Source organism: Siminovitchia terrae (genome assembly GCF_003605405.2).
In the GTDB taxonomy this organism is placed as follows: Bacteria; Bacillota; Bacilli; order Bacillales; family Bacillaceae_C; genus Siminovitchia; species Siminovitchia terrae.
Genome location: NZ_QYTW02000001.1, coordinates 321,885 through 341,782 on the forward strand (window position 1 = coordinate 321,885; position 19,898 = coordinate 341,782).

19 protein-coding genes are annotated in these 19,898 nt (G+C 44.1%); 7 read left to right on the forward strand and 12 right to left on the reverse strand.

Annotated elements, in window-relative coordinates; all coding sequences use genetic code 11:
* Positions 1-5 precede the first annotated feature (5 nt).
* The 3 genes from pruA (at position 6) to D5F11_RS01575 (ending at position 4,349) form a co-directional block, all read left to right on the forward strand.
* Positions 6-1,550: an L-glutamate gamma-semialdehyde dehydrogenase gene (gene pruA / locus D5F11_RS01565; RefSeq protein WP_120119545.1), complete on the forward strand. Its 1,545-nt coding sequence runs from the start codon at positions 6-8 to the stop codon at positions 1,548-1,550.
* 24 nt (positions 1,551-1,574) lie between these two features.
* Positions 1,575-3,041 carry a sodium/proline symporter PutP gene (gene putP, locus D5F11_RS01570; RefSeq protein WP_120119546.1) on the forward strand — a complete coding sequence of 489 codons (1,467 nt, stop codon included), beginning with the start codon at positions 1,575-1,577 and terminating at the stop codon, positions 3,039-3,041.
* A gap of 78 nt (positions 3,042-3,119) precedes the next feature.
* Positions 3,120-4,349 carry a PucR family transcriptional regulator gene (locus D5F11_RS01575; protein ID WP_120119547.1) on the forward strand — a complete coding sequence of 410 codons (1,230 nt, stop codon included), beginning with the start codon at positions 3,120-3,122 and terminating at the stop codon, positions 4,347-4,349.
* Between the two features lie 126 nt (positions 4,350-4,475).
* Here D5F11_RS01575 and D5F11_RS01580 read toward each other — a convergent pair whose 3' ends face one another.
* The 7 genes from D5F11_RS01580 to D5F11_RS01605 all read right to left on the reverse strand — a co-directional run bounded on the left by D5F11_RS01580 (position 4,476) and on the right by D5F11_RS01605 (position 11,854).
* The gene (locus tag D5F11_RS01580; protein WP_120119548.1) at positions 4,476-5,981 is read right to left on the reverse strand and encodes an aldehyde dehydrogenase family protein; all 1,506 of its coding nucleotides are present in this window, start codon (positions 5,979-5,981) and stop codon (positions 4,476-4,478) included.
* Positions 5,978-6,898, reverse strand: coding sequence for a 4-hydroxy-tetrahydrodipicolinate synthase (dapA, locus tag D5F11_RS01585; protein WP_120119549.1), 921 nt, complete (start codon positions 6,896-6,898; stop codon positions 5,978-5,980). Before dapA ends, D5F11_RS01580 begins: the two co-directional genes overlap by 4 nt.
* 23 nt (positions 6,899-6,921) lie before the next feature.
* The gene (locus tag D5F11_RS25795) at positions 6,922-7,086 is read right to left on the reverse strand and encodes a hypothetical protein (RefSeq protein WP_185830439.1); all 165 of its coding nucleotides are present in this window, start codon (positions 7,084-7,086) and stop codon (positions 6,922-6,924) included.
* A 136-nt stretch (positions 7,087-7,222) separates the two neighbouring features.
* Entirely contained in the window at positions 7,223-8,692 is a 1,470-nt protein-coding gene (locus tag D5F11_RS01590) for an alanine/glycine:cation symporter family protein (RefSeq protein WP_120119561.1), read from the reverse strand.
* 20 nt (positions 8,693-8,712) lie between these two features.
* A complete protein-coding gene (locus D5F11_RS01595; RefSeq protein ID WP_120119562.1) occupies positions 8,713-9,648 on the reverse strand; it encodes a proline racemase family protein in 936 nt (311 codons plus the stop codon).
* Positions 9,645-10,682 carry a proline racemase family protein gene (locus D5F11_RS01600; RefSeq protein WP_120119563.1) on the reverse strand — a complete coding sequence of 346 codons (1,038 nt, stop codon included), beginning with the start codon at positions 10,680-10,682 and terminating at the stop codon, positions 9,645-9,647. The genes D5F11_RS01595 and D5F11_RS01600 overlap by 4 nt, the downstream gene beginning before the upstream one ends.
* Positions 10,679-11,854 carry an NAD(P)/FAD-dependent oxidoreductase gene (locus D5F11_RS01605; protein WP_120119564.1) on the reverse strand — a complete coding sequence of 392 codons (1,176 nt, stop codon included), beginning with the start codon at positions 11,852-11,854 and terminating at the stop codon, positions 10,679-10,681. Before D5F11_RS01605 ends, D5F11_RS01600 begins: the two co-directional genes overlap by 4 nt.
* 161 nt (positions 11,855-12,015) lie before the next feature.
* On the opposite strand from D5F11_RS01605, the gene D5F11_RS01610 reads away from it, so the two are divergent.
* The 4 genes from D5F11_RS01610 to D5F11_RS01625 are packed head-to-tail and all read left to right on the forward strand — an operon-like array spanning position 12,016 to position 15,527.
* Positions 12,016-13,647 carry a sigma-54 interaction domain-containing protein gene (locus D5F11_RS01610; protein ID WP_120119565.1) on the forward strand — a complete coding sequence of 544 codons (1,632 nt, stop codon included), beginning with the start codon at positions 12,016-12,018 and terminating at the stop codon, positions 13,645-13,647.
* 53 nt (positions 13,648-13,700) lie between these two features.
* Positions 13,701-13,976 carry a (2Fe-2S)-binding protein gene (locus D5F11_RS01615; protein WP_373316039.1) on the forward strand — a complete coding sequence of 92 codons (276 nt, stop codon included), beginning with the start codon at positions 13,701-13,703 and terminating at the stop codon, positions 13,974-13,976.
* Positions 13,969-14,301, forward strand: coding sequence for a (2Fe-2S)-binding protein (locus D5F11_RS01620; RefSeq protein ID WP_120119566.1), 333 nt, complete (start codon positions 13,969-13,971; stop codon positions 14,299-14,301). Before D5F11_RS01615 ends, D5F11_RS01620 begins: the two co-directional genes overlap by 8 nt.
* Positions 14,298-15,527: an NAD(P)/FAD-dependent oxidoreductase gene (locus tag D5F11_RS01625; RefSeq protein WP_120119567.1), complete on the forward strand. Its 1,230-nt coding sequence runs from the start codon at positions 14,298-14,300 to the stop codon at positions 15,525-15,527. The genes D5F11_RS01620 and D5F11_RS01625 overlap by 4 nt, the downstream gene beginning before the upstream one ends.
* A gap of 283 nt (positions 15,528-15,810) precedes the next feature.
* On the opposite strand, the gene D5F11_RS01630 is transcribed toward D5F11_RS01625, so the two are convergent.
* The 5 genes from D5F11_RS01630 to D5F11_RS01650 form a co-directional block, all read right to left on the reverse strand.
* Positions 15,811-16,395 (reverse strand): TasA family protein, encoded by a 585-nt coding sequence (locus D5F11_RS01630; RefSeq protein WP_120115803.1) that lies wholly within the window; start codon positions 16,393-16,395, stop codon positions 15,811-15,813.
* Between the two features lie 35 nt (positions 16,396-16,430).
* Complete coding sequence (locus D5F11_RS01635) at positions 16,431-18,056, reverse strand: M28 family peptidase (RefSeq protein WP_120115802.1); 1,626 nt, start codon at positions 18,054-18,056, stop codon at positions 16,431-16,433.
* Positions 18,057-18,136: 80 nt separating this feature from the next.
* Entirely contained in the window at positions 18,137-18,724 is a 588-nt protein-coding gene (locus D5F11_RS01640) for a CalY family protein (protein WP_120115801.1), read from the reverse strand.
* A gap of 76 nt (positions 18,725-18,800) precedes the next feature.
* A complete protein-coding gene (gene sipW / locus D5F11_RS01645; RefSeq protein WP_120115800.1) occupies positions 18,801-19,379 on the reverse strand; it encodes a signal peptidase I SipW in 579 nt (192 codons plus the stop codon).
* 42 nt (positions 19,380-19,421) lie between these two features.
* Positions 19,422-19,886 carry a hypothetical protein gene (locus D5F11_RS01650; RefSeq protein WP_120115799.1) on the reverse strand — a complete coding sequence of 155 codons (465 nt, stop codon included), beginning with the start codon at positions 19,884-19,886 and terminating at the stop codon, positions 19,422-19,424.
* Positions 19,887-19,898 lie beyond the last annotated feature (12 nt).

Consider the following 19,898-nt stretch of genomic DNA (forward strand, 5'->3'; position numbering starts at 1 on the left):
GTTGGATGATCACTTATAAACACGAACCATTCACAGATTTTTCCAAAGAAGAGAACAAACAGGCGTTCAAAGCAGGGCATGATTTGGTGGAGAACTATCTTGGCATGGAGTATCCATTAGTTATCGGCGGAAAGAAAATTACGACGGATGAAAGAATCATTTCGATCAACCCGGCCAATAAAGAAGAAATCGTCGGAAAGGTTTCGAAAGCTAACCGTGAATTGGCCCAACAAGCAATGGACAGTGCGTTCTCAGCCTTTCAATCTTGGAAAAAAGTGAAACCGGAAGTCCGTGCAGATGTCCTTTTCAAAGCTGCCGCTATCATTCGCCGCAGGAAACACGAATTTTCCGCTTTGCTTGTCAAGGAAGCAGGCAAGCCGTGGAATGAAGCGGATGCCGACACAGCCGAAGGTATCGACTTTCTGGAGTACTATGGGAGACAAATGCTCGAGCTGAAGAGCGGCAAAAGAGTGGAAAGCAGACCAGGGGAATACAATCGTTATGACTACATCCCGCTTGGCGTTGGTGTCATCATTTCCCCATGGAATTTCGCCTTTGCCATCATGGCTGGAACTACGGTGGCTGCTATCGTTTCAGGAAATGCGGTCCTTTTAAAGCCGGCATCCACGACGCCTGTTGTCGCAGCCAAATTTGTTGAAGTAATGGAGGAAGCTGGACTGCCAAAAGGTGTGCTCAACTATATTCCAGGAAACGGATCTGAAGTCGGCGACTTTCTTGTTGACCATCCAAAAACTCGGTTTATCAGTTTTACAGGATCAAGAGAAGTCGGAACCCGCATCTACGAACGTGCTGCCATTGTGAACGAAGGTCAGATCTGGCTGAAACGTGTAATTGCTGAAATGGGAGGAAAAGACACGATTGTCGTTGATAAGGAAGCGGATTTAGAGCTTGCTGCCCAATCAATCGTCAGCTCAGCTTTCGGTTTTTCGGGTCAAAAATGCTCCGCATGTTCCCGTGCTGTCATTGTCGAGGATGTATATGAAGAAGTGTTAAATCGTGCTGTCGAACTGACAAAAGAGTTGACCATTGGCGATCCTTCCGACCCAAACAACTTCATGGGGCCTGTGAACGACCAAAATGCTTTTGATAAAATCATGAAATATATTGAAATTGGAAAAAGCGAGGGTGAATTAATGATTGGCGGAGAGGGCGATGATTCCAAAGGCTATTTCATCAGGCCGACCATTTTTTCCGGACTTGACCCTAAAGCACGCATCATGCAGGAAGAGATTTTCGGCCCAGTTGTAGCCTTCGCCAAAGCGAAAAACTTTGATGAAGCGTTGGAAATTGCCAATAACACGGAATATGGGTTGACTGGAGCCGTCATTTCCAACAACCGACTGCACCTGGAGCAAGCACGTGAAGACTTCCATGTCGGAAATTTATATTTTAACCGCGGCTGTACTGGAGCGATTGTCGGTTACCAGCCTTTTGGAGGTTTCAACATGTCAGGTACCGATTCAAAGGCAGGAGGACCTGATTACCTGCTGCTCCATATGCAGGCAAAAACTACTTCCGAAATGTTATAGTCATGAAAACGGAGATGACTTTATATGACTGACGAGGCATTAAAGCTTGTAACGATTATTGTGTATATGATTCTCATGCTTGCAATCGGATGGGTCGCCTTCAGAAGGACGGGCGACCTGACCGACTATATGCTCGGCGGGCGATCTCTTGGACCGGCCGTTACAGCACTCAGCGCCGGGGCGGCGGATATGAGCGGTTGGCTGCTTATGGGTCTGCCGGGAGCTGTCTATGCAACCGGGTTAACCAGTGTCTGGATTGCCATTGGATTGACCGCGGGAGCTTATTTGAATTGGATTTTTGTTGCGCCAAGACTGCGCACCTATACTCAAGTGAGCAATGACTCTATTACGATTCCTTCTTTTTTTGAGAACCGGCTGAAAGATAATACGAAACTATTGCGAATAGTTTCAGCCCTTGTCATCTTGGTCTTTTTTACCTTTTATGTTTCTTCGGGTCTTGTCGCAGGAGCAGTTTTCTTTGAAAGCTCTTTTGGGTTTGGCTATCAGCAAGGGCTCCTCATCATTGCACTCGTAGTTGTGGCCTATACACTTTTTGGCGGTTTCCTCGCGGTAAGCTGGACAGACTTTGCACAGGGACTGATCATGTTGGTCGCACTGTTGATCGTTCCCGCATTGGCCATCATGCATACGGGCGGTCCGGCAAAAACAGTTGAAACGATTCAGTCTATTGACCCTAAAATTTTCTCGTTTTTCAGGGATACAACATTTATCGGAATTATTTCCCTCCTTGCCTGGGGTCTCGGTTATGTGGGGCAGCCCCATATCATTGTAAGGTTCATGGCCATCAGTTCAGTAAGAGAAACAAAAGTAGCGCGCCGGATTGGGATGAGCTGGATGATTATATCGTTGCTGGGAGCTGTATTGACAGCCCTGATTGGGATCGCGTATTTTCATACGTCGAATCACACACTGCATGATAAGGAAGCTGTCTTTATCGAACTTGGCCAAATCCTTTTCCATCCCTTATTTGCGGGTTTTGTCTTAGCAGCGATTCTTGCTGCCATCATGAGCACCATTTCATCACAGTTGATCGTCACTTCAAGCGCTCTGACTGAAGACTTATACAAATTAATTTTCCGTCGTGATGCAAGTGACAAAGAACTGGTCTTTTTCGGACGAATGGCAGTTTTGGCCGTGGCATTGATAGCCTTTATCATTAGTTCCAATAAAACGGAGTCGATCCTGAACCTTGTCGCCCATGCATGGGCTGGGTTTGGAGCTTCGTTCGGACCAGTCGTTGTACTAAGCCTTTATTGGAGGAAATTGACCAACTGGGGAGCAATTGCTGGTATGGTCGCTGGAGCAATCACTGTACTCATTTGGCAAAGCCTGGACTTTGAGTTATATAAAATCATACCAGGCTTCATCATCAACCTTCTCGTTGCAGTGATTGTCAGCCTGATCACTTATAAACCTAATGAAGAAATTGACAAAGAATTTGATGAGAGTTTACGCCTCCTAAAGGAATAAAGTATTTTCATGAAGCGGTCAATGAAAGTATGATAAACTTTTCATTGACCGCTTGTATTTTGGATAGGGGGAGTTTGAATGGACCGCCTCTTAGAAAAAATCATTTCACTGACGAATATAGAAGAAATAACAGAAATGATTAGTCAATTTTTAAAAAAACCTGTTGTTATAGAAGATGAACAATTTTCCCTTTTAGCGTATAGCTCTTTTTATATCAATCAGTTTGATGAAGCCAACAAGCAAACCATTTTTACAAAGCGCTGGACGATTCCCATCCTGGAGAAATTCATGGATGAGGGAATTGTGGATCGCTTAAAGACGCTTCCTGAACCCTTCAGAGTCGAAAAGATAGAGGAAATCGGATTGAATCAGCGTGTGGTTGTAAGCGCTAAATATAAAAACCACGTTTTAGGTTTCATCTGGGTACAGGAAACCGATCGGCTGCTGACTGAGGACGAACTCTCTTTTCTACTGGAAGTCTCTTTTCATGTTGGCAAACTCCTCTATCAAAATAAGCAATTGAAGTTGAAAAAAGACGAACAGAAAAATAATTTTTATAAAAAAATCTTAGAGGATACTTTTCAAACGGAGGCACAAATCAAATGGGAAGCCGCTAACGTCAAAATCCCCATTCCGCACTCGTTTATTTCCATTGTTTTTACAGTCAGCCCCTCCAGTGAAGAATCTTTTGGAGAGCTGCTTGAAAAGGTGAGACTTTTCGCCAATACATTAAAAATGCCGAGCCACCTCTTTATTAATCAACTGATGGCAGTTGTCCTAATTGGAAGCAGTTTGTCATCACCCAAAGACCTGACGATACACGCAAACGCGTTGACAACATCTGTTTTGGCACAATTCAACGGAGAGCAAGTATATGCTGGAATCAGTAATCAATATACTTCTGTCACCCATCTGAGAAAAAGCTATCTTGAAGCCATTGAAGTTATAAAGACAGCCAAATTTATCGGGATTGAGGAGCTTCCATCTTTTGAATATAAAAAGCTTGGGTTGTTCCGTTATTTGGAGACAATTTTACAGCAGCAGAAAAAAATGGGCGATCAGAACGAAGAACTGCTGAAGCTAAAACAAAAGGACGAAGAAAGCCAAACGAATCTCCTTCGAACGCTGGAGGTCTATTTGGAGGAAAACTGCCGGCTAAAGCAGGCTGCAGAAAAGTTATTCATCCATACAAACACATTGAAATACCGATTGAATCAAATCAACGAATTAACCGAAATCGACTTTAATGACTTCAATCAGAACTGCCAACTATATATTGATTTGAAGATTATGAAAGTAAAAGGGTAAGAAGCTGTTTCCAGTATGTTCTATAAATCAACCATATCGTCAACTTGAGAAATCAATTTCATCATCCGATAACAGACCTAAAAAAACTCTCGGAAAGCAATTAACAGCTCTCCAAGAGTTTTTTCGTTATCCCTTCTCTTTCATATTTACAAAGACACTTTTTACTTCTGTATAGTTTGCGAGTCCATATTCCCCACCCATTTCGCGGCCGATTCCGGACTGTTTGTAACCCCCGAATGGCATGGTTTCCCATTCAAGCCCAAAGTCATTGATCCAAACCGTCCCGGATTGGAGTTTGCCCGCGATATAGTGGGCTTTTTTGACGTTTTCCGTCCAGATGCTCGCTGCCAGACCGTAGTCGCTGTCATTTGCCCGACGGATGACCTCTTCCACCGTATCAAACGGGAAGACAGCCATGACCGGCCCGAAGATTTCCTCCCGAGCGATGGTCATATTATCTGTCACATCTGCAAAAACAGTGGGGCGGACAAAATACCCTGTGTCATAAGCACGTTCTCCTCCTGAAATAAGGCGCGCACCTTCTTCCTTCCCTTTTTCGATATATGAAAGGACAGTTTCTAGCTGTTTTCGTGAAACAAGAGGCCCCATTTCCGTCGTTTCATCAAGTCCATGCCCGACTTTTAATGAATTTGCCCGTTCGGCCAATCCCTGCAATACTTCGTCATAAAGGGAGCGGTGAACGTAAACCCTTGTGCAGGCACTGCAGTTTTGGCCATGGTTATACATTGTTCCTGCAAACGCCCCGTCAATCGCTTCACTTAAATCCGCATCTTCCAGAATAATCGCCGGGGACTTTCCACCAAGCTCCAGTGTCACTCCCTTGATTTGGTCCGCTGCCTGCTTCATGACCGACTTGCCCACCGCCGTTGATCCCGTAAAAGCTACTTTATCGACAGCTTTATGGCGGACCATCGCTTCTCCCGCTACCCGCCCATATCCAGGGACGACATTTACCACACCGTCCGGAAAGCCGGCTTCTTTAAACAATTGCGCTGCATACAGAATGGAGAGTGGTGTTTCGGTCGCCGGTTTGATCACCACTGTGCAGCCGACCGCCATGGCCGATCCCAGCTTCCATGCCGCCATGGCAAGCGGAAAATTCCATGGGATGATCTGCCCGACAACTCCAACCGGTTCATGAACGATATAGTTCAGATAATCCGGTGAGACTTGGACTGTTTTCCCTTCAATCTTCGTGGTCCAGCCCGCATAGTAGCGGAAGTGCTGAACAGTGCCGTCCACATCGTCGGCCAAGGCAACAGCATACGGCTTTCCATTGTCCAATGTCTCAAGCTGCGCCAACTCTTCCCTGTTCTCTTCGAGTAAATCTGCAAACTTGTAGATCAGCCTGGAACGCGAAGCGGCGTCCATCCGAGTCCATTCCCCTTCGTCAAAAGCGCTGCGCGCTGCGGAAACTGCCAAATCGATGTCTTCCTCCCCCGCCTCATAAACTTCCGCAATCTTCTCTTCCGTGGCTGGATTCAATACATCGAATGTCTGCCCGCTTTTAGATGAGACAAATTCCCCATTAATATACAGCCCTAATTTATTTTTTAAAAACTCCCGAACTCTGGGCTTCAGCTCTGTTGTTTTTGCCTTTACTTCCGTCATTTTCCTTCCCCTCCGTGGATCGTTGATGCTTCCAGAACATCCAACTGCTCCATTAACCTTTTAAGTGTTTCCTGCTCTTCCTGGCTCAATCCAAGACGCGGCTTACGGGCCGGACCGCCGGCGAGCCCCTTCAAGTCCATAGCATGTTTGGTAATTTGGACATACTTTCCGGAACCCTCAAGGAAGTTCAAAAGGGGAAGCAGCTTATCATACAATTCCCACGCACGATCGATCTCCCCTGCCACATAGGCATCATACATTTCCTTAGCCGTCCTCGGTGCGATGTTCCCCCCAACGGAAATCCAACCTTCCGCCCCAACCATGAACGACTCAAGAACCATATCGTCCGCTCCACAGAACGTTTTGATAAATCCCTTGCCTTTGCGGGAAATGTCACGAACGTTCCTGATTTCTCCGCTGGATTCTTTGACGTGTGTAATATTCCCCACATCTTTGCCTGTCCGAAGGATTGTATCAACCGAAATGTTCACACCGGATGTAAAAGGGTTGTTATAAATCATGACGGGAAAGGAGACGGACTCAGCCACAGCTTTAAAATGTTCGTAAACCTCTTCTTCCTTTGGATGAGCGTAATACGAATTGATAAGAAGTGCGGCATCCGCTCCCGCCTTTTCAGCCTGCAGAGTATATTCGATCGCATCCTCCGTAGTTTCCGCTGCAGTTCCAACGATAAGAGGGATTCTGCCGCCAACCTGCTCAACTGCCACTTCTACAGCCTTAAATCGTTCCTCTTTCGTCAAACTAACAAATTCTCCTGTGCTTCCATTGATGGCAAGTCCATCTACACCCTGGTTAATGAAATACTCGATATTGTTTTTAAAACCTTCCCAATTGATCGTTTCGTCTTGGTGCATCGGTGTAATCATTACTGGAAATACGCCTTTTAAATATTTCATCATCTATTCCTCCTAATGATTCGTTATTGCTTCATCTTATCAAGTGCGCCTTGGCGTATTTGCGCCCAGATTTTATCGGGCTCCGCTCGATAAATTTCCTCTGAAAATCTGTGGCATCCGCCGGAGGCTTTGACTTTATTCAGCCGGGGTTTGAATCCCCACTGAATGGAATACCAATATGCATTCATCTCACCACTTACAGAAGTGGGAGATTACTGCTGAATGAAGTTAAAAAATCAGGTCCTTAGAGTACACACAGTAGTGAGTCTGATTATTCAAAAAATAAAAGAACGGTCTGTACAGAACTGGATAGATAAGTTTTTTCTATCCAGTTGTACTCTTTTCTTTGGCTATACGAGCCTGTCTACTTTTTTCCTCCCAAAAATCAGCACCGCTTATGCCAGCCTGAATCGGATCAAAAACAGGATCTTTACCTGCTTTTTTCTGAGTTTCATAATCTTTTAAGACCTTTAAAGTCGGTTTAGTGAGAAGTAAAATCGCAAACAGGCTGAGCCATGCCATAGACCCGAATCCGATATCACCCAGCGCCCACATCATAGATGCTGATTTAACGCTGCCGATAAAGATCATGAGGAGCATGACAACTTTTAGCGTTGTTTTCAACCAAGGCAATTCCCGCTTTCCGCTCAAATAGACCAACGTTGTTTCTGCGATATAGTAATAAGCCATCAACGTAGTAAACGCAAAGAAGAAAATAGCAATGGACACAAACCCGGGACCGAATCCAGGCAGCACTGTTTCGACCGCCATTTGAGTATAGGCAGGACCCGCCTCGATACTTGGCAACGTCTGAACAATCGGATCTCTTCCCTCCGGCGTTACATTATACATCCCCGTTACCAGAATCATTAGAGCGGTTGCCGTACAAACTAAAATTGTATCAATATAGACTGAGAAAGCTTGCACCAATCCTTGTTTAGCGGGATGTGACACTTCAGCAGCCGCAGAACTATATGTCGCTTCCCCGCAACCGGCAACATTGGAGAATATGGCCCTTCTGACCCCCCAGGCAATCGCTGTTCCTACTATTCCGCCAAAGATTTGGTTGGATCCGAAAGCACTGGTGAAGATCAAGGAAAGCATCCCAGGCACTTTGTCATAATTCAAGCCTAGTACAATAAAAGTAACAACCACATAGCCAACCGCCATAAACGGAACAACGGTTTGCGATACACTGGCAATGCGTTTTAGACCGCCAAAAATAATTACTCCAAGTAAAACAACCAGGAATATTCCGGTAACTGTCTTGTTTAAACCAAAGGCATTTTCCATTCCCGCTGCAATATTATTTGCCTGTACTCCAGGTGTTAAGAATCCGTAGGAAATAGTGACAACCACAGCCATGATTACAGCAAACCACTTGAGCTTTAGCCCTTTTTCAATAAAATAAGGAGTTCCTCCGCGATATTCATTTCCCACCTTGCTCTTAAATACTTGTGCAAGCGTCGATTCAATAAAGGCACTCGCACCGCCCAACAACGCCATGACCCACATCCAGAAAACCGCTCCCGGTCCGCCGTATGCAATGGCGGTTGCTACACCTGCGATATTCCCTACCCCTACACGGCCTGATAAAGCTAAACAAAATGCCTGAAAAGAGGAGATGCCGTTCTCGGAGCTTTTTCCCTCAAACAACAACAGAATCATGTCTTTAAAATACCGAATTTGAACAAAGCGAGTCATAATGGAGAAAAATAGTCCTGCTCCAAGTGCAAAAACAACAAGACCAGTCCCCCATACTTGATCGACCAGCCAATTAATGACTCCTTCCATAGATGGGCTCCCCCTAAAATTTATTTAATTAAAAACCCCTTCGGCAACGGATCCGTTGGATCGAGTACAAATGTTTGCAATCCGGTAATAAATGCTCTTGCATTCACAGCGAATTGAACTTTCCTGTCATGATGTGCCTTGGATTCAAGAAAGCTTCCGTAAACGCTTTCATTAAGTAGAGTTTGATCCACTTCTATTCCACCTCTTGATAAAAGGGATGCAAAACAAGCTGCTGTTGGCCCAAAGCCCGGTGATCGGACAATCCAACCATCCTTCCGAAAGGTGACGGTCTTAATTTTTCCTTGTACCAGTGCTTCATCATCCATCAGTATGACGCCTTGTATATCAGGATTAGTTTTTAGTTCCTGTAAGGTGTTTTTCCCCCACTTTTTTAAAGTGGAAAGCTCACTTAGCTCAATTTTTAAGCCCAGTGCTTTATTATCAAACAGAGCATAACGCTGATCTGCCTGAACGACTGTATACGAAGCATCAAGCAGCGGAACGTCAGTTTTAACCACAGTACATTCTCCAAGTGCCATTCTTGCAGAGACAACTTGTTCTTTTTCCTTTACTGCAATCACAGGAATCACACCCTGTACCGTTTCGATGAAATATTCACCAGCTGTTTTCTCCTTCAATCTGCCGCTTTCAAGCAATGCAGTGACGACGGCAATAACCCCTCCATAATGAATAGGCAATGTACCTTCATGGTTAAAAAAGACGGCTGCCGCATCACCACTCTCGGTGAACGGAGGAACGACCAGACATCCGTTTATTCCCGCAAACCCCCGCGGTTCATTAAGTAAAAGTGCCATCTCTTCCAAGAATACGCTTGGCAGCTGCTCATCGAACTCTTTTAAACTTCCATATTGAACAAAAGGTACATCATCAATGATCCGAAACACTTCACCTGCTATGTGTACGTCTGTTGCGGTGTATACTTTTTGAAAGTTCATTTCACTTCCTCCCTCTCATGTTCCATTGGCGGAATGAGGAGAAAGCCTTCTTTTAACGGATCTTCTTCGTTGTAGAAGAAGCGATGCATGCCCATCAGCCAGGCAGATCCTGAGATGTTCGTTACGACTGCTTCCTGCCCATTTACGCTTGTTGTTTCCAAGACGCGTCCTTTAAACAAAGAGCCAACAATGCTTTCGTGTACGAACTCTTCTCCTACGACAATTTCCTGATTAGCATAAAGGACCGCTAGTTTGGCTGAAGTTCCAGTTCCGCACGGTGAACGATCTATTCCCCCAGGGGGGACGACGACGGTATTTTTCACATCCGCCTTTTCGTTTGTCGGGTCGGTAAAAAACTCTACATGGGTCAATCCTTTGATGAAAGGATATTTCGGATGGACAACCTCGATCTGCTCATTGATGGTGTTTCTGATTGTAATCGCTTGATCAATTATGATAGAGGCATTTTCAGGAACCAGATCAAGCCCGATTGACTTTGCGTCAATGATGGCGTAGAAATTGCCTCCATAGGCTATATCTGCTTCAACCTTTCCAATTCCTTCCACGTCAACTGAGACTCTTCTCAACAAAAAAGCCGGTACATTGCAGAATGACACTTCTTTGGCTTTCCCGTTCTCCACCGTGATTTCTACTTCCACCAACCCTGCTGGCGTATCCAGCTTTAAAGTAGTGACAGGTTCTTTCGCTTCAATGATTCCCGTCTCAATCAAAGCAGTACAGACACCTATCGTATCGTGTCCGCACATCGGCAAATATCCGCCTGTTTCAATATAAATCACACCGAGGTCCGCTTTATGATGGCAAGGATCCGTAAGCAGCACTCCAGACATAACATCATGTCCCCTTGGTTCATTCATAAGCAGCTTCCGAATCCAATCATATTCTTTTTTCATATAGAGCATTTTCTCTGACATGGTGCTTCCTTTCAATTCAGGAAGACCGCTGATCAATGTCCTAGTCGGGTTCCCTCCCGTATGTGTATCAATGGTTGTAAACACCTTATGTGCCTTCATCGACTCACCTCCTTTTTCGAAAACCGGTTATAGCGGAGCGGATCAACAGGAATGCACGTTCCCTTTTCATTGAGCATCTCTTCGAGCACTTTTCCGGTCACGGCCGAAAGGCTGACCCCATCCCCCTCATGGCCTGCCGCTATGTAAAAGCCTGGGACTTCATCCACATGGGAAACGATTGGTAGATGATCCTCTGTGTATGGACGCAGACCAGCGTAGGAACGTATCATCATCATATCCGCCATCTTCGGATAAAAACGGATCGCCCTTTTCGCAATACACTCAATGACTTCATTTTTCACTCTCGTATTAAAGCCGACAAACTCCCTGCTGCTTCCGATAAGAAAGTTTTGGCTTTCGGTCGGTTCAAACACAAGGGCCACTCCGTACTTTTCAGTGAGTGAATCCACTCGCCGCTGTCCTCCAAACTTAGAAATCAAGTAACCGAATTCCATTACCTTGCGGGAGCCGACATGTTCCTGTCTGGAAGCAACAATAATATGCCCTTTCCTTGGTTGAATTGGAATAGAAAGTCCTAACATTTTCCCGATTCGAGGTGCCCAGACACCGCATGCATTTACCACTTGATTGGCCTTAAAATCGCCATTCGAGGCTTCTACTCTAAACCCGCCATCTGGTTCTTTTTTCATACTTTTTACTTCGGTTCGTTTCCAAGCCTCAGCTCCATAATTTTGTGCGCTTTCCAATAAAGCAAAAGCGAGCATATAAGGATTAATGGTTGAATCCGTAGCACATTCCAAGCCACCTAGCAGATCATCGGCAAAGTACTTTGATTCCTGGCGAATGTCTTCGCGATCCAATATCCGGAAAGGCAGCCCTGCCGTCTTTTGCCTATCTACCCACTGCTGAGCTGCTTCCATCTCTTCCTCCGATTCACAGACAAGAATGCTTCCTGGTGCCCGGTATTCAAAGGGATAGTTCAATTCTTTTGACAGTTGATCCACCAGATTTTGGCTGACCAAGGACATTTGGCTATCAAAGCCAGGATCTTTATCAATCGCCAATATGTTGCCGTCACATTTGGAAGACGTCCCACTGACAAATTCCCCTTTTTCGAGAATCGTCACTTGCCGCCCTGATTTGGATACGTAATAAGCGATCGCACAGCCAATAATCCCGCCTCCAATCACCAATACGTCGGTATGCTTCAATACTGTCCCTCCTTTCATTGCCTAACTATATTTGCAAGGATTGTGCCATTGCGTATGTTCGTTAAACGGCTTTATTTTATAGAACATTTAAAAAAATTAAACAGTGGATGTATAATTAAATAGACACTGTATAAAAAATTTTACTCACGGGAGGCAGTTAAATGGCTTTTTCACTTCCATCCATTGAAGATGTTCTAGAAGAAGCATTGAAAATAAAATCAAACAAGAATCAGTTTTTTTATATGGAAAAGGAACAACCATACAAAACAGTCCACATGAACGACTCGGTGGAAAACTTGATTCAAGCGCTTCAGGAGGCTTCCTCAATTGTCATCCTGGATAAGCAAGATCAGCCGGCTGGATCTGTATCAGCCTCTGAAGTCATCCAAATTCTTTACATCTTATACAGGCAATTGAAGGCTTTTTATACGACTGTCATTCAAACAACCGACTCCTCCGTCACTGTCATTGATAAGGAGGAACGGGTAAAAACATGGACCGAAGGCGCAGAAAAGATTTTTTCCATCAAACAAAAAGAAATTTTGAGGAGAAAAATAACCGATTTTTTTGAACCGGAAAAGCTTGAAATACTAGAATCCCTCCATAAGGGGAAAAGCATTGCCCATCATCAGCACCAGCCCAGATCCGACTTGTTTGTGCTGATCAACTCCAATCCCGTTCTCTGCGACGGGGAAATCATCGGGGCTGTGGTCTCCGAAACAGATGTTACAAGCCATGTGCTTCTTAATGAAAAGTTATTCAACATGTCAACGGAAGTCCATCGTCTCGAGCAGGAGGTCGCCAAGTATAGAAAAACTCAAGACCCCTTCAGTACCATCAAAGGAAAAAGCATTGCCCTTCAACAAACGGTGGAATTAGCCAGAAAAGTTTGCGGAGTGAAGTCCACTGTCCTGATTATGGGTGAAAGCGGTGTAGGCAAAGAAGTGTTTGCCAAGGCGATTCATGAGGCAAGTGAACTGAAAAAGGCCCCATTCATCCCCGTCAACTGCGGTGCGATTCCGGAATCATTATTTGAAAGCGAAATGTTCGGCTATGAAAAAGGAGCTTTTTCTGGTGCCAACCAAAAAGGGAAAAAAGGAAAAGTGGAACTAGCGAAAGGAGGAACGCTTTTTTTAGATGAAATCGGTGAAATGCCGCTGGATATGCAAGTAAAGCTGTTACGGGTTTTACAAGAGCGTAAGTTTTACCGAATCGGAGGAGAACAAGAAATAGATATCGATTTTCGTATTATTGCTGCTACGAACCGCGATTTGGCAGAGCTTGTCGAAGACGGGAAATTCCGCGAAGATTTATTTTATCGATTGAATGTGGTCAGCATACAAATTCCACCGTTAAGGGAAAGAAAAGAAGATATCATTGAACTGACAAGCCATTTTTTTAAAGAATTGTCCATTCGATATAAACGGCCGATTCACCGATTCCCATCAGATATCATGCATGCTCTACTCCAATACGACTGGCCGGGGAATATTCGAGAGCTCCGGAATGTCATTGAGCGCCTAGTTGTTTTTGCAGTCGATGGGCTGATAAAAACAGAATACTTGCCTTTTAATTCAAATGGACGAGTGATTAATCAGGCTCAAATAAATGACGGGCGAACGAGTGAACAGGAAGAAATTCTCCCTCTCCAGGAAGAGATGGATTTACATGAAAAGGGAGTATTGGAGCGGGCATTAAGAATCGCTGAGGGAAATAAAGCCCATTGCGCGAAACAGCTCGGCATCACTAGAGCCACCCTATACAATCGAATGAAACGCCTCGGATTAAGTTAATCTGGTATATTTCTTGCATTATATTTTTGCAAGGAATTGAAGGAGGGGATCAAGTGAACAGGCTGAAAGAAATGGTTGTTTGTCGGTGCGAGGAAGTGACCTTTGGACTTCTTCAGGAAACAGCCGAAAAACATCAATGCACAGCAAGAGAATTAAAATTAAGAACACGGGCGGGAATGGGCTTTTGTGGAGGAAGGACATGCCGGGTTTCCGTAGACAATATGATTGCAAGTATTGTAAAGGAAGTTTCCTTGTCAGATATTCCTTTAAAATATCAACCTCCCATCCGCCCGGTCACTTTCAGATCAGTAGGTGATAATCATGAATAGAATCATAGACCATCCTATTCTAGGGTCCATAGATAATCAAAACACTATTCCTTTCCAGTTTGATGGAAAGACCTACTATTCTCACGAAGGGGAAACGGTAGCTGCTGCCTTGCTGGCAAACGGTGTCCGTCGGCTGCGGAACCATGAAGAAAGCGGAAAACCAAGAGGCTTTTATTGCAATATTGGCCACTGTATGGAATGTCGGGTTACAGTGAATGGACAATCCAATGTGAGGGCCTGCTTAACTCTTGTTGAGAAAAATATGAGAATAGAGAGTGGAAGACAGCTTCCCAACTTTGTGAAAAGGATGGTGGAAGAGCAGTGATAGATGTCATTGTGATCGGAGCTGGCCCCGCGGGTTTAGCTGGAGCTATCGCTGCGAATAAGAATGGGCTAAGCGTTATGGTACTCGATGAGTTCATCAAGCCCGGTGGACGGCTGCTTGGACAACTGCATCAAGAACCATCCGGCGAATGGTGGAATGGGATAGAGGAATCAAAGCGGCTACATGAAGAAGCAATAAACTTAGGCATCGATATCCGTTCCAATGTATCCGTTTTCAACATTTGTCAAGAAGACTCCCTTTGGAATGTTTATACAGATGCGAGTACATTTCAAGCTCCGTTTATTTTGCTTGCAACCGGAGCAGCCGAATATCCGATTCCCATCCCGGGCTGGACTTTGCCTGGCGTCATGTCCATTGGTGCTGCCCAGGTAATGACCAATGTCCATAGGGTTCAAGTTGGAAAAAGAGGAATCATCATCGGAGCTAATATTTTGTCCTTTGCCATTTTAAATGAGCTACAGCTTGCGGGAATCCATGTGGACAGGATCGTCCTCCCGGAAAAGAGTCCGCTGAGCAAAGACGCAGCCGTACCAGAAGAAGTGATGAAATCCCTGTTAAACGTCGCACACCTTGCCCCTTCCCCTTTTCTAAGAGCTGGAAGCCGCATGATGAAAAATGTAGGGATAAGAAAAATAGGACTGCGCCTTTTTCCAAAAAGTGGGGTAAACGTCAATGGAACATCGCTGCAATTGCGTAAAGCGGCAGTTGAAATCGTGGGCAAAGAACAAGTGGAAGGTGTTCGTGTAGTAGATATTGACGCTCAAGGTAACAAAATCTCTGACTCGGAAATTGAGTACGATGCCGACTTTGTTTGTATCGCTGGCGGTTTATACCCTCTAGCGGAGTTGGCAGCTGTAGCGGGGTGTCCTTTTGAATACATACCTGCGCTCGGCGGACATGTCCCCATTCATTCAGAAGCAATGGAAACGCCGCTTCAAGGACTGTTTGTCGCTGGAAATATCACTGGGATTGAGAGCGGGAAAATCGCCATGGCGCAGGGGACAGTTGCTGGCCTTTCTATTGCCAATAAAGTAGAAAAAGAAAGTAAAACAATCACTAAAAAACTAAGCCAGGCGCTACAACAGGTACAAACTGTCAGACAAGCATCTTCAATACAATTCAATCTTGACATTAACAGCGGAAGAAATAAAATGAAAAGTCTTTGGGCAGCATTTGATGTGAATAACTCTAAAAATATAGTCTAAGAAATTTGATAATAGTGCGTGTTCAAAAAGTTGCCGAATTAGAAGCAAGAAGGTCGAGGCGGCGCAGTTTTGAGCAGCGGAATGTATGCTTTTAAATACATGAGCAGCACAGAAACAAGCCAACGAAGAGATTCGTAGCTTATCATTTGGTGACTTTTTGAACATCCTCTAATAGGGACAATCTAAGCCGACATCATATCAAGGACATAAAGCAGGTGAAAAAACTTGTTTTCTCCACCTGCTTTCTTTTTAAAACTTTTATCCAGCCTTAGTCATTAATCGCTTACTCATCAAAAGCCTGTATGGCAACAAACTTCCACTCCAGATTGAGTGCATCTCCCTGGAATTGGTTTTGGTCTTCTCCATTATCAATGAAGGAGAATTTTACAACAAGACGGTCACTGGCTCCGCTCGGAAGTCCCCCTTTGCCGATTGCCGGAATGGTGATATTTTTTGCTACAGCATCCGGTGACATATTTTTTAAGCTTGCCAGAGTAGTTTTATAGATCGGTTGATTTTGTTTGTCCATGTTCAGCAAAAATTCCACTGAAATATGCTCCCCGAAATCTTCCGTATTGTCTCCCTTTGCATCAACAACAGTATAGTTTGTTTCTATCATCACTTTGCTGATGTCTAGTGAGCCGTTGTTTTTAAGTGTGAAACTCCGAAGAAAGGAGTCCCCAGGCTTCATATTTTTTACATTGATCAGTGTATTTGGATTCACGGACAAATCCAGTGTTCCCGATGCAAATGTATTATCCGACACCTTATTATCGCTGAAATAGGCATAGGTTCCGCCACTTAATAGAGCGATCCCAAGCAGGATGGACATCAAACCGACCCTGAAGCCTTTCATCATATGCACCATTCACTCCCCCTTCCCTACAAACGAAGTCTAAATACTTAAGAAGCTTCTTTTAAATCTTTTTCCTGATTATTATGATCAATCAGGAAGTCAAATATGGCTTTGCTGACGATGTCTCCTGCAAATTGAAGTCTTTCAGGACTAATATTTTCGATTGTATCGTGATATGTGTGATATTCCGGTTCCAATCCGCCGTTTGCAGTCCCCATATTAAAGCAAGCTGCGGTAATGCCCGCATTATGGAATGGAACGTGGTCAGATGATCCCCTTTTGAAAAGAATCAGTTTTTCTTTGTCCTTGCCTAATTTATCAAAGGCATTATTTGTGTAATCCCAGGCTGTGTTTGCTTTTCCATCAACCGTATTGACCGCAAGATATGAAGCAGGCTCATATTTCGCTCCCAGCATTTCCATCTGGAAGTTAATCAAACTCCTGTCTAGATCCTCCTTTGGAAGATTGCGCACATAGTAATTTGAACCGACTAAACCAATCTCTTCTGCACCAAAGGCAACGAATCTCAGTTCTTTATCAGTCGGGAAGTTCTTTAGAATTCTTGCCAATTCAACAATTGTACTGGTCCCTGATCCGTCATCATTTGCTCCCGGAGAATAGGGGACACTATCATAATGAGACGTGACGTACACAATTTCAGGATTGACAACGTTTGCTGGCTTCTTCACTGCAATTACATTCTGAGATGTTTGATTTGCATGTGTATGAATAATCAAATTGGCTTTCACATCACCTTTTGAAAGCTGTGCGAGTATAGATTCGCCCAACTCTTTCGAAGTGCCGACTACTGGAATCGTGCTATTGTTATTCAACGCAGGACGAAGCGGGGTAAGGCTGTCCACGTTATCATAAATGACAACGCCAATCGCTCCGGCATTGGTTGCATTCTGCACTTTTTCCCAGTAGGAATTCTCTCCTCTTTGAACTAATGCGATTTTACCTTTTGCATCATCCGTAAAATCGCCCGGCTGGCCAAGGCCTGCATGATAAATGGAACCCGTAACCCCTTTTGCGTCGGTTACAGATGATCCTGTAGCGGCACCCAAAGCAAGTTCCTTATTATTGTTTAGGATTTTCAATGTTCTTTCTGTCCGGTTACTGATCGAAAACTCTTGAATGGAGGTTTCATATCCGAAGCTCTGAAACTGATTTTTCAAGTATTCCGCGGCTTTCTTTTCACCTTTCGTACCGGCAACTCTCGGTCCGATCTCTACACTTAATTGATGCAAGTAATCCATCACTCTATCAGAATCAAATACAGTATCCCACTTACTGATCAACGCATCGGCATAGTCTCTTAAGAGATTGTCCGCATTCTCGGAAATCATTCCTTTATTTCCATAGCTGTTGAGTAAAACATAGAAGCTTTCCATGTGTTTGATCGCTTTTTTGTATGATTTGCTGCTTTCGTAATGTCCCACCGCAGTGATATGGGTCTTTAAAGCCCGAGAAACAGCAGCACTTGAAAACTCCCCATCTTTTTCCAGACGGTCAAGAAGCGCCTGCATGTTAACTATGCTAGTTTCTGTTTCCTCTTGGGTAATTGCCGGGCTGCTTGTATGATTGTACTCTATGCTCTTCGGAGAAAATCCGACCAGCGTAGAACCGATTAATACTGCTGATAAAAAGGCGCCAAAGCGACGTATTTTCATATAGAAAGCCTCCTTTATTTAGTTTTGTAAATATTTTCCGTTAAATTGGAGCAGGATATCACCTGCTCCGATTTTGTCCTTTATCTTTGTTCACCGGGCTTTTGTGTCGCATTAAATGTCCATGTTAATTTCAGTGAATCTCCCTGGAACTGGTTTTGATCTTCTCCGTTATCAAGGAAATTAAATTTAACGATGAGGTCATGCGTTTCTCCAACCGGAAGTCCTTTATCACCAATCTCGGGATAAAAAATATGTTGATTCACAGCTTCTGGCGTCATATCTTTCAGGTCTGCTAAAGTTGTTTCAAAAATAACTTCATCCAGATTACTCACGTTATATAGAAATTCCACCTGAATATGTTCTGCCATGTCTTCTGTATTGTCCCCTTTAGCATCATTGACAATATAATCTGTTTCCAGCAATACCTTATCGATGTCCAGCGATCCTCCATTTCCTAGTTCAAAGTCACGGATAAATGAATCGCCAGGAGCAATATTGTCGACATTGATAATTTCTGTCGGGGATAGTGTCAAATCAAGAGTACCCGCTGCAAAAGTATTATTTGTCGTTTCCGTATCGCTGAAATAAGCATAAGTCCCTCCGCCAATCAACGCTGCCCCCAAAGCCACAGTCATCATGCCCTTACCAAAACGCTTTTTCATACCCATACTTCATTCCCCCAATAATTTATTTTTTCTATCTCAAAGAGATAGGCACTACCCACTTTCAAAAATAAGATGGATGCTATTCATTTGGCGTTTGCGCTTCTGAATCCCTATAGTTTTCTGAAATTCGCATTGTCCGCCAGAGCGTGATAAGACCATGTCCTATCAGCAATATTCCAGGTAAAAACAATAACAGCGCTGCCCCCAGCCGCGATTCTGTGATTTTAAATGCATAGCCCACATACGGAATCGTAATCCCCGTGTATCGACCAACGATATTTTTAATATGGACAGGTTCCAAATCTGGACCATTGTTATGATCGCCTTTTGTAATAAAATGGCTCCCTCCGTCTTTCACTTTTGCAATCCTATGCGTCACGAGGATATTTTCTTCTGTGATAAAAGTGATGACATCACCTTTTTCAAATTGATCCCTATCTGACGCAACTTTGATAAAAATGATGGAGCCAGTTTTGATATCAGGCTCCATCGAACCGGAAAGGACAGCCTTCATTTGATAGCCAAAAATGCTGGGATTTTCACCAGACATCTTGGATGTAACCACATTGAACAAGATGACAGCCAGGACGATCAACGATAGTGTCGATCCAATATTTCCGATTGCTTTCTTCGTTTTTTGCCACTTCTGCCACTTCATAGTAAAACATCACCCCGACCTGTTTTGGGTTATAAATAGCCCTTACTGAACTAGTGCTTCCTCTTCTTCTTTGCCGCTAAGATCGGCATCATCTAAATCATTCGTTTGTTGATCCACAGGTTCGGCTTCTTCGGACTCTGCTTTTTCACTTTGGGTGGCAGCACCATGATCGACCTCATCTGACTTTCCTGTGTCATCCATGTCATCCTTTTCGTTTTCACTTTCGTTCGACTTCGCCTGGTTATGATCCAAATCACTTTCTGTGTCTATTTCCGCTTCTTCCTCTTGGTCGGATGTCTGAGCATCGTCAGACTCATCTGTTTCCTCTAACTGATCACTGACAAACATCTCACCCGTTATTTTTTCCTCATAAGTGTAATGTGCAGTTGTCGGAGCAGTCAGATGAAAGGCGATGACAATTAACAAATATAAAATAACAAACCGCTTGATGATTAGATGTTTCTTTAAGGAAACTGCCACTTTTTTTGCTATTTGAAAGCCTTTCATCCAATTTGCTCC